Source organism: Arenibacter palladensis (assembly GCF_900129275.1).
Lineage (GTDB): Bacteria > Bacteroidota > Bacteroidia > Flavobacteriales > Flavobacteriaceae > Arenibacter > Arenibacter palladensis.
The window spans coordinates 214765-225956 of sequence record NZ_FQUX01000005.1; the positions used below are offsets into that span (position 1 = coordinate 214765).

The following is an 11192-nucleotide window of genomic DNA, read 5'->3' on the forward strand; positions in this document are numbered from 1 at the left end:
ATGTTTATTAATCGATCAACCCAAAAGCTCTGGGCAACCAAAGGGATAGTTCAGGAATATATGTCAGGATCAACAATACGGTAGTCATTGCCGCCAAAAGGGGCAGTAATGGCTTTATAACTTTTGTGACCGGTACCTTGGCAACACCACTACCTACAAAAAGTAAAGTACCTACTGGAGGTGTACATACCCCTATACACAAATTGAGAACTATTACCATCCCAAATTGTACCGGGTGCATTCCCAATGCCATAACTACTGGTAAGAATATTGGCGTAAAAATAAGTACCGCCGGGGTCATATCCATAAACGTACCAACCACAAGCAGGGTGATATTTATAAAGAGAAGTACCAATAGTGGATTTTTTACAGATTCCAACAGGAAACCGGTCAATGACTGGGGAATGGATTCAAACGAGAACAACCAGGACATGGCCATGGACGTGGATATCAAGAACATAACAATAGCCGTGGTTTTGGCACTCCTTAGCAGGATTGGCCTGAAATCACTAAACTTTAACTCCTTGTTCACAAATCCGAGTAAAACGGCATAAACAACTGCGATGGCCGCTGCTTCCGTGGCCGTGAAAATTCCGGCTACAATTCCACCAACTACGATTACCAACAGGGTAAGACTTAGAATGGCATTTTTAAAATCGTGAAACAGCTTTTTAAAACTCACTCTTTCCTCCTTTGGCAAACCTTTTTTTCTGGCGTAAAAATATACCATCAGCATTATGGCAAGTCCAACCAAAATCCCTGGAATATATCCTGCAATAAACAATGCCGCTACCGAAGCCGTACCTCCACTGGCCAGTGCGAAAATTATCAATACGTTACTAGGTGGAATTAAAAGGCCCGTGGTTGACGAGCTAATATTTACGGCTGCACTAAATTCCCTAGGGTAACCGTCTTTCGCCATCTTTTCCGTAAGCGTACTCCCAATGGCAGATGCCGCGGCAATAGCCGAACCTGAAATTGCACCGAACAACATGGCGGAAATAATATTAACATATGCCAATCCTCCAGGCAAACTTCCTATAAGCGATTTTGCAAAATCGATAAGGCGGTTGGCAATACCCCCACGGTTCATAATTTCCCCGGCCAGAATAAAGAAGGGAATAGCCAATAATGCAAAATTATCGATACCCGTTGTCATTCTCTGACTAACAGTAGTAGTAGCAGGCATATAGGCTATATTGATCAATAAGGTAATTGTTGTAGAGATCCCAATGGCATAAGCCACAGGCACGCCATAGGCCAACAAGCCCATAAAACTAATAAACAATACTAGGATACTTATGGTTTCAATACTCATTGTTGTTGGCGTTAAAGGTTATTTTAATGTGATACACGGAAAAGAAAATGATTTTTAGTCCACAAATAGGTACAATTGCGTAAACATAGCCTAGTGGCACCAATAAAGCAGGGGACAATTGCCCCAACTTTAAGGTAGTATACACCAAATTACCTCCGCCAATAACCATAATGACCAAGGCAAAAACAGCCATCACTACCTGTATTATCCTATGTCTCCTTTTTTGTTTGTCAACGGGAAGTTTGGACAATAAAAAATCCATGGACAGATGTCCTTCCTTTTGTCCATTGATATAAGCGGCTCCCAATACGGTTAACCAGATCAACGAAAATCTGGCGAATTCCTCGGTAAAGGAACTGGATTGACCCACTACATATCTGGAAACTACCTGCCAAACCACATCCAGCACCAATAAACTAAATATTAGTACCAACAACCCTTCAATGGCCTTATTCAATATTCTGTACGTCGTCTGCATTATTGATTGTTAATTTGGTCGATTATTCTATTCATTTTTGGATCCTTCTTCAGATCCTCCAAAATTGACTTGGTCTTTTCTACGAAGGGACTTTTATCAGGATTATAGATTTGCACATTGGCCTTTTCCAGGATTTCCATCCCTTCCGCTACGGTTTCCTGCCAATAAATTTTTTGTTTCTTAACACTGTCGTCCGCCGCATCCTGTAACCAACCTTTTTCCACATCGCTCAAGGTATCCCAAAATTTTGTGCCTACCACAACAACATCTGGCACCATACTGTGTTGGTCCAGGGTATAAAATTTACATACCTCGTAGTGATTGGACGTCACAAAAGAAGGAACATTGTTCTCCGCACCATCTACCACCCGCTGTTGAAGAGCGGTGTAAAGCTCCCCATAGGCCATAGGGGTTGCGGAACCTCCTAGATCATTCACCATGTTCACGGCCATTTGGTCGTTCATAACCCTGATCTTTTTTCCCTTTAAATCATCTGGCGTCTTTATAAATCCGTCCAAAGTATAGAAGCTTCTACTACCGGCATCGTAAAAACAGAGGCCGCGTAGCAAATATTCACTGCCCCCTTCCAAAAGTTCCTTCCCTACAGGTCCTTCCAACACCCTGAACATATGTTCACTGTCCCTAAACAAATAAGGAACTCCCAAGACCCTATACTCCGGTGAAAAACTGGACATGGAGGCCGCACTTACCTTGGTCATGGCCACGCTGCCTATCTGCAACAATTCCAAGACCTCCCTTTCCGTACCCAATTGGCCATCGGGAAAAATCTTGATCTGCAACTTACCGCCCGACTTTTCATGAAGAGCCTCTTGCATGGCCAATATGCCCTTATGGACGGGATGGGTTATTGGTAGGGAGTGGGCAAAGAATAAGGTTTTGTGATCCGTAATATCTGAACAAGAATATAAGCCTAAACATGCCAAAACACCAATCGCAATAACTATTTTTCTCATTAGGAATTTATAAACTTGCATATACATTTTATTAATTGGGCGTTAACGTTAACGCAATATTCTTTTACATTTTATTTCCAAGCCCTAAAAATACTCTTTTTTTAAACTTTAGCAACAATTCCATACAATTCTAGCCAAATAATTGCGTCTTCCTTAATTATCGCCACTTCATTTTAAATTTTCATTATGTAGCTTCTATAAGCATTTCCCTAATCCCCTTTTCCAATCCATAAAGCTCTGCCATCCCGATACCTCTCCCAATGAGTGAATATCCAGAGTAGAACTCATCCTTTCTTATTTTATCATCCAGAAGAACATGTCCGTGATCTGGTCTGATAGGAATGGCCACCTCACCAAATCCACTTTCATGTCTCCTTAGTTGCTCCCTTACAATTTCCAGCATTATCTTGGGCATAGGTATGGACCCATCCAAATGGGCAGCCTCATAAAAACTACCGTCTTCTTCCCTGGTCACATTTCTTAGATGTAAAAAATGAATTTTAGGTCCAAAATCCCGAATAATCTCTAAAAGGTCATTGGAAGCTACAGCTCCCAACGAACCGGAACAAAAGGTCAATCCGTTACATGTGGAAGGAAAACAATCCAAAATATATTTTAAATCCTCATAGGTTGAGGCAATACGGGGAATTCCAAAAACCGGAAATGGTGGGTCATCTGGATGCAGGGCCATTTTTACACCCAACTTTTCGGCCTCCGGAATAACTGATTTTAAAAAATATGCCAAATTTTCCCTAAGGACCGATTTTTCAATTTTGGCAACTTCCTCAAGGGTGGACCTAAAATAGGAAAGGGGAATGGCCTCTTTTGAACCGGGCATTCCCGCCAAAATAGCATTTTTCAGCAGCTCGCGCCCCTGCTGATCCAATGCCTTATAATACTTTTCGGCCCTATTGACCATTTCCTCGGCATAGACCTCAGCGGCCCTATCCCTTTTTAGGATATACAAATCAAATGCAGCAATAGCCACAGGATCGTACAATAAGCTTATCGCCCCCGTTGGAAGCACATAATTTAAATGGGTACGGGTCCAGTCTATCAGTTGCATAAAATTATAGCAGACCACCTTAATGTTGTTTTCTGCCAAATTGCGGAGGGTTTCAATATAATTCCGGATATAGATATCCCTTTCCGGAAGACCGTATTTAATTGCTTTGTGTATATTAACACTTTCCACTACGGACCATTCCAAGCCATGGGACTCTATTTCCTTTTGCACACCCCTTATAACTTCAGAAGACCAAACTTCCCCAATGGGTACTGTATGGCATGCCGTGACCACGCCATCCACTCCCAGTTCCTTGATATCCTTTAGTGACACACCAAAACTGGGTCCGAACCACCTAAGTGTCCTTTTTAAATATTGCATGGACTATACTCCGGAAAATGAACTAAATCCGCCGTCTATATCATAAATGGTACCTGTCACAAAAGAAGAGGCGTCACTGAGCAGATAATGTACCATTCCATTAAGTTCGGAAGCATCCCCAAAACGACCCATTGGTGTATTGGTAATAATTTTTTCTCCCCTGTCCGTAAAGGATCCGTCTTCATTGGTCAACAATCTTCTATTCTGATTTCCGATGAAAAATCCGGGAGCAATGGCATTCACCCTTATCTTGTCACTAAACTTAGACGCGAGTTCATTGGCCATCCATTTGGTAAAAATATCCACTCCCGCCTTGGCCATGGAATAGCCCAACACTCGTGAAATGGTCTGTTTGGCCGCCATGGAAGATATATTAACTATAGATCCATAACCTTGTTTGGCCATAATTTCACTTAGCACAATAGTTGGAATTACGGTACCGAACAAATTTATATCCACCACCTTTTGGGTATCTCCCAGTTCAATATCATAAATCGTCTGATCTGGTTTTAAGGTAGCCCCAGGAATGTTTCCGCCGGCCAAATTCACCAGTCCGTCCAACTTCTTAAACTTGGTGATTATAGAATTCTTCAATTCCGTTAATTGCTTTTCGTCCATCACGTCCAAAACGAACAAATGTGCACTGTCCGAAGCAATTGCATTCAATTCCTTGCATTTTTCCTCAAGTTTGTCCAAAGACCTGCCCAAGAGCAATACCTTTGCTCCGTTTTCTACAAGATATTTGGCAATTGACCCTCCCAAAGTACCAGTTGCACCGGATAAGGCATAAATTTTATTTTCTATCGAAAAAAGATCACTCATCAATTCTATTTTTTATAATTCTATTTTAACAAAACCCAAATATAACACAAGGCCACAATAATAAACATAATATCCAATATTTACACTTGGCCAATTGCGCAAAGATTTTCCAAGTTCAACAAATACCTTTACGTCTCAATGAAAATTTCAGGGCCTTATTTTTTAGCCATTTTATAACCTTCAATGGTCGTGTAATACTTGGTTATCATATTGGGCACCTCCCAATTGGGCAATTTTCCCTCTTCCAAATACCGTAAATAATTTTGGGTTACTTGGGCAAAATGTGCCTCATGACCAATTTTAAATTCATCGGGAATATTGATTTTCCACATATCCTCCGACACTTTTTCCGCTTTGGTGCCGGCAAATCTCGAGTTTATATGCTGGCCTATTGCCTCGCTTATAATACTATCAAAATTTTCCCCAACCTTGAATTTAACATATAAGGTAGGCGTGTAATTTTCTTCTGCCCCCTGTTTTATGATAAGGTCGCTCTTAGTCCCCCTCATAATACTATAATGGGTATCCCCTGTTCCTTCGGGTGCTTCATAATTCCATATCACAGAAACTTTGGCATGCTTGCCCTTAATTTTATACAACATTTCACCATTACAGTACACCTTAAGTTTATCGCCATCCAAATCCTTTTGAAGGTAATCCGGGTAAGTCTCCAAACCGGTAACCCTTTTAAACTCCTCCAAAGTAAGGACAGTTGGCCAACGCTTTGCCTGGACCATTTCTATGTCCGTGCGGTTAATAATCTCGTCCGGAAAAAGCTCCCATTGTACTAAATCCACCAAATGCGTGGTTACATCCACAATTCCTTCGCCCTCTTCATTTACATCAAAGAACCATGCCGGTCTCACCAATGGCTGTCCTGAAACGTACTTGAAGAAATGATGCACACTTTCCTTAATAATGGCCGGCTCTTCCACACTTCCCTCCAATACCTGACCAAATACTTCTGGCAACATGGAAAACTGCCTTTGCATTCCTGTGGTAACCTCGAAACGTTCTGTCATAATATCGTAGATCATGACCCCCTTTTCCTCTGCTATTTTGAAGGCCTCCTCCAATTTCTGGAATCCCTCCGGATTAATCACCAATGGCTTATCAGCATAAACATTTAAACCAGCTTTTACCGCTGCCAAGATATAGTCTATCTTTTTAGAGTTCTTACCTGCCACCACCATAACATTCCCTGGTTTTTTGGCAATCATTTTCTCTAGATAATCAGCCCCAAAATAACTGTCCACCTTCCAATGCGTGGGGTTTTCCGACCTTGTATTGTAAGATTCAATTTTGTTTAAAAAATCGTTTACCTCTGGCCCTTCCGGCGCAAAAACATAAATGGTGGAGTCTACTCCCTTGTACATCGTTTTTTGAACTAGGGCAGCATGAAAATGCCCTGGATCCAGGGTCATTAATCTAACTTGGTCCGGTTTATCGTCCATAGCGGATTTTACCTCTTTTTTACTTTCCCCGCAACCTAAACACAAGATTACCAATAGGGCTAATATATTATACTTCATGTATTGGATTTTTTATGGGTAACAATAAGCCCTCCATTGTTCAACCTATTTTTGACCAAAGGAGGGATTATCTACACATCATTAAATATATAACATGTTTCCTAAACTTTCACAAAGTCGGTCCCATAAGGTTTTCTCTGGTCCCTGTGCAACATGGCATTGGCTTCATCGTCATTAATAAACATTTCTTTCTCGTTGTCCCACTCCAATTTTCTATCGAATTGCATGGCAATATCGCTAATCAAACAGGTTACACAGGCTTTATGCCCTTTTTCAATGGGTGAAATAGGTGCCTTTCTTGTCTTAATGCAGTCCAACCAGTTCCCGTGCTGATCATCGATCTTCTCCAAATGGATTTCATTCTCGCCAATTACCGATTCCAATATTTTGGGATCGGAGGCATTAAGGGCTTTACTGCTTTTTTCTTGATCCACAGGATCGGAGGCGGACGCTTGATAGGCCCCGCGGGACACAAAGATCCATCCGTCCGTACCTTCGTAACGAATTCCGTTGGTATAACCTCCACTGGTGTATACCGTAATTCCATTGTTATATTCGTGTTTTACAAAGAAATCGCCATGTACGTTCCACAGCCCCGATTTTGGAAACTCTGCCAAGGCCTCGACAGATTTCGGCCCTGTTAGTTCGGTATCCATTCCCCATGCCGCGGAATCGTAATGGTGCTGACCCCAACCTGTTATCATTCCAGCACCGTAACTTCTAAGGCGAAGCCAACCCGGCCTACTGTAGTCGTTCTGCGGGTGAACGCCAATTTCAGTATAGGGAACCTCTGGTGTTGATCCCAACCACATATCAAAATTCAAATTTTTTGGCACTGGCATTGCAGGAGCATCCGGTCCGGACGGATCTCCGGGAAGTCCTATCTTAACGGTATGTATTTTACCTATGCGACCATTTCTCACCAACTCGGCTGCTACCCTAAATTGCGGCATTGCTCTCTGCTGGGTTCCTACCTGAAGTATAACTCCCGTTTTTTGAACGGCATCCCGCAATTGTTGGCCTTCCTTTACTGTAAGGGAAGTTGGTTTTTGAAGGTAAATATCCTTTCCTGCCAAAGCAGCCTCCATGGCAGGCTGGGAATGCCAGTGGTCCGGAGTACTGATCACCACCGCGTCTATGTCCTTGTTAAGTAACATTTCGCGATAATCATCATAAATTTTAGTATCCATATATTTCTCCTTCCCTGTTTTCTCTTTGTAGAATTTGTCTACCAAAACCTTTGCGTCGGCAGCCCTTTTGGAATCCAGGTCACAGACCGCTACATAGCGGGATTGATCAAATCTAATGGTATCGTGAATATCGTGATCACGAGCTATGCGTCCACAACCTATTTGCCCGATATTGATTTTGTTGCTCGGTGCATTTTTACCAAATACACTTGCAGGAACAATGGTTGGAAACCCAACTACGGCTGCAGTGGTCAACAAGGAGTTGTTAATGAACTTTCTTCTTTGCATCTTTTTTCGATTTTATTTAATTCACAAAATTATTTGATTGAAAACCGGGCCATCAACCCTGTCCTCAAATTTACTCTTTTACAATCTTTGGCATCCCGGCAAAACTTTTCCAATAAGATTCAGCCTCATCGGCCGTGAGTTTACCCTCAAAAACCACCATCCTATATTTTAAACGATAATCTTTATTTGGTTCAATATTCCATTCTTCATGGCGTATGGGGCAAAACTCAAAAAACATATCCCCCCTACCCCCATTGCCATCTATGGGCCAAATCCTCATAGGTTCCGGGTGGGATTTATTTTCCGGGTAACTCAGAAAAAGAACACCATTGGTCCCTTGTCCATTCGCAGATTCCCCGGTCACCATACACCAACGCGCATTGGTCCCATCCGCACTAAGCCGGTCATTACCCTCGGAAGTAAGCACGGTACAGTTATCCTTATGCCAGCGCTCGGTAAACCTCATTCCCAAACCTCCACCATATCGATATGCCTCAAAGAGAATACCATTTTCTAGAGGAGAATTAAATTGGGAAGTATAATCTACCATATATCTGTCCGGTCGACCCAAGTCCCAAACCTTCACCTCCAGGTTTTCGTTCAGGGCAATTCGGTTATCCTCCTCGGCCTTTAAATTTATATGTTCCTGATGAGCACTGAAGCCTCCGTAGACCGGGCCAGAAAAAGTATCGTTAAAGTCCTTAAAAAGCACCGTACCCTGCCGCTCCACCAAATTCCAAAAATCTACCCGCTCCCCTTCAATCTGGGTATGTGTCCATGGACCCCAGATACCGTAATGATGATAATGGTCTGGCGGTTGAATACGGCTAAGAGTATCACCTGAAGGCGATAACAAAGGATGGATATACCCGGATTTCTGAAAGATGGAATCCACCCCCTCTGGGGGATAGGTCATTCCATACCTATAAGATAGCAATTGATTGGACCCTTTCGACAATTGAAGGTTTCCATTGTTTTTGTTGACTTTTATTAAAGTGGTATCCGCTGTGTCCCCATCGGCTTTTTCAAGTTTATATTCAGCGGTATTTTGAGGCGTATGTAAAAACCAAAGGGATTTCCCATTTTCATCCAATTGGAAGGGAACTTTACGGCCTTCATAGGTCAAAGACATATTACCCAAAGTAGCCCAATCAACACTACCTAAACTTTCCAACGGTACTGAGACAGGTGAGGCTTGTGAAATACCATCCATTTCCGCTATATTAAACCTATATGATTCACTATGGTTACATGACTGCAACAGTAATAAAACATAACCAAAAAATACATACTTCATTTAAAATAGGTTTAAAGGATGGAATTTACAAAAAACTAATTAACTCAATTCAACTATAATTCTTCAGGAATGGTTGTCAGTGGTGGGATATTATTTTCCGCCCCTGGGTATCCTTCGTTTTGATTTATTACCCCTTGTGTATTGGCGTTAATTGCTGAAGCAGGAATTGGCCACAACACATGATAAGGACTCATGGTATATTCATCACCGTGAATAGTTTTCACCCCCTGATTATAAAAGTCGGTAACCTCCATTATTCGGTCATACCAAAAATTATCGGTAGAGAAATTATCCAAACTATAGGTCTTACCATTGTATGCTGCTTTACCCGTCTTAGCAAAAATATAAGCAATTCGTGTCAGCTCAGTTTTCCTTCCTTCCTCATAATACAATTCACGTGCACGCTCATCCAGGATATAATCAATATCTACATCGGTAGCAGTAATTTCATCTGCCTCCGCCCTTCTTCTCACGACATTGATATCATCTGCCGCAGCCCCTAAATTTCCTTTCCAGAAGTAAGCCTCGGCCCTTAACAAATATGTTTCCGCAACCCTATATACATACCAATCGCCGTGACCTCCTGCTGGTTTTACATTTAAAGGATCTGGAACAAAAAATTTATAATGTGGAAAGCCATACCAATTTCTTATGGTATCTGAACAAAGTGGAGTTCCATTGGGCAAATAAAGCTCCAAATTCTTTCCATAATAAGAGTTTCCGGAACTCTGTAGACTAGGAGCATTGTAAACTAAGTCTTCCATATCGTACCAATTGCCCAACTTATGGCGTTGGTCATTATTTGCATCTTTCCAAATCTCTTTGGTACTATAATGTGTACCCCTATTTCTACCAATACCTCTGCCAATTGCCGTAACTTGATCAATATCTATCCCAGGAGCGTCAGACATACCATTTTGTCCATCTGGGGTATTAATAAAACGCCACCATAGTGGAACCGCCTGCCTTTGGATACTAGTCCCTCCGGGATAATCACCATTGTCCTCATAACCCAACCTGTCTATAACAACCAGAATCCCCTCGGTATTTCCCGGAATACTTTTGTTTTCCACACGGTGCAGATCCCAAGTAACATCCTTTGCTGCGTTACCGGCATCAATTCCAAACCTGTCCGTTGTTAAGGTATGTGTACCACCCTCTATTATTTGTGTTGAAGAAGCTATTGCCTCATCAAAATCGCCCAAGGCAAGATTAACTTTCGTCAATAAATGCAACACTGCATCTTTATTTATATCCCCATTATTTGCCACGGCATTCACCATGGGCACTGCCCTATTAAGGTCTTCCTGCATTTTTCTAAGAATGGTCTCTCTTGCTGTAGTTACAAAATCAAGGCGTGCCGAGGTAATTTCTTCCAAAATTAAGGGAACATCCCCAAACTGCTGGGTCAACCTATAATACCTGTAGGCCCTATGAAAAAGGGCTCGTCCCAAAATATCATTTTTCTGCCCATCACTCTCAAATGTGGCATCGTCCAATCTTCCAATTACTGTATTGGCGTATTTTATGCCCTTATAAAATTCTTCCCAAAACCATCCTATACGGTTAAAGTTGGCACTATTTAGATTGGCATCGGGCAAGATCAATAGATTCAAATCCTGGGCAGGACCTGATTTGTCAGTTGTCCCTTCCACAGAAACTTCAGAAAATATGTTCTCCGTAATCATGGGCGCACCGTCGCCATAAAATTCAGCCCTTAGATTCCTCATAGCTTGTGACAAAAGACTATTAAGTCCTTCTGGCGTATCCAAGGCATTACTCGGAGTAAAGAACGATTGCGGGTCTGCATCCAAGAATTCTTCCTCACAACCTGTGAAGGCAACGGCCACAATCAAGGTAAAGCTTAAAAAGGCTCTTCTATAGTTGTATATTATATTTCTCATCG

General features: G+C 41.9%; 9 protein-coding genes. All 9 read right to left on the reverse strand.

What is annotated here, in order from left to right:
- Positions 1–7: 7 nt before the first annotated feature.
- Positions 8–1318 (reverse strand): TRAP transporter large permease, encoded by a 1311-nt coding sequence (locus tag BUA60_RS15045; protein WP_178347008.1) that lies wholly within the window; start codon positions 1316–1318, stop codon positions 8–10.
- A complete protein-coding gene (locus tag BUA60_RS15050) occupies positions 1308–1796 on the reverse strand; it encodes a TRAP transporter small permease (RefSeq protein ID WP_072863067.1) in 489 nt (162 codons plus the stop codon). Before BUA60_RS15050 ends, BUA60_RS15045 begins: the two co-directional genes overlap by 11 nt.
- Entirely contained in the window at positions 1796–2770 is a 975-nt protein-coding gene (locus BUA60_RS15055) for a TRAP transporter substrate-binding protein (protein WP_072863246.1), read from the reverse strand. Before BUA60_RS15055 ends, BUA60_RS15050 begins: the two co-directional genes overlap by 1 nt.
- 184 nt (positions 2771–2954) lie before the next feature.
- Positions 2955–4157: a mannonate dehydratase gene (gene uxuA / locus BUA60_RS15060; protein WP_072863069.1), complete on the reverse strand. Its 1203-nt coding sequence runs from the start codon at positions 4155–4157 to the stop codon at positions 2955–2957.
- Between the two features lie 3 nt (positions 4158–4160).
- Positions 4161–4979, reverse strand: coding sequence for an SDR family oxidoreductase (locus BUA60_RS15065; protein WP_072863071.1), 819 nt, complete (start codon positions 4977–4979; stop codon positions 4161–4163).
- A gap of 155 nt (positions 4980–5134) precedes the next feature.
- Complete coding sequence (locus BUA60_RS15070) at positions 5135–6511, reverse strand: putative oxidoreductase C-terminal domain-containing protein (protein WP_072863073.1); 1377 nt, start codon at positions 6509–6511, stop codon at positions 5135–5137.
- A 101-nt stretch (positions 6512–6612) separates the two neighbouring features.
- Positions 6613–7989, reverse strand: coding sequence for a Gfo/Idh/MocA family protein (locus BUA60_RS15075; RefSeq protein ID WP_072863075.1), 1377 nt, complete (start codon positions 7987–7989; stop codon positions 6613–6615).
- Positions 7990–8059: 70 nt separating this feature from the next.
- Entirely contained in the window at positions 8060–9286 is a 1227-nt protein-coding gene (locus tag BUA60_RS15080) for a DUF6807 domain-containing protein (RefSeq protein ID WP_072863077.1), read from the reverse strand.
- A gap of 53 nt (positions 9287–9339) precedes the next feature.
- Positions 9340–11190: a RagB/SusD family nutrient uptake outer membrane protein gene (locus BUA60_RS15085; RefSeq protein WP_072863079.1), complete on the reverse strand. Its 1851-nt coding sequence runs from the start codon at positions 11188–11190 to the stop codon at positions 9340–9342.
- Between the last annotated feature and the right edge of the window lie 2 nt (positions 11191–11192).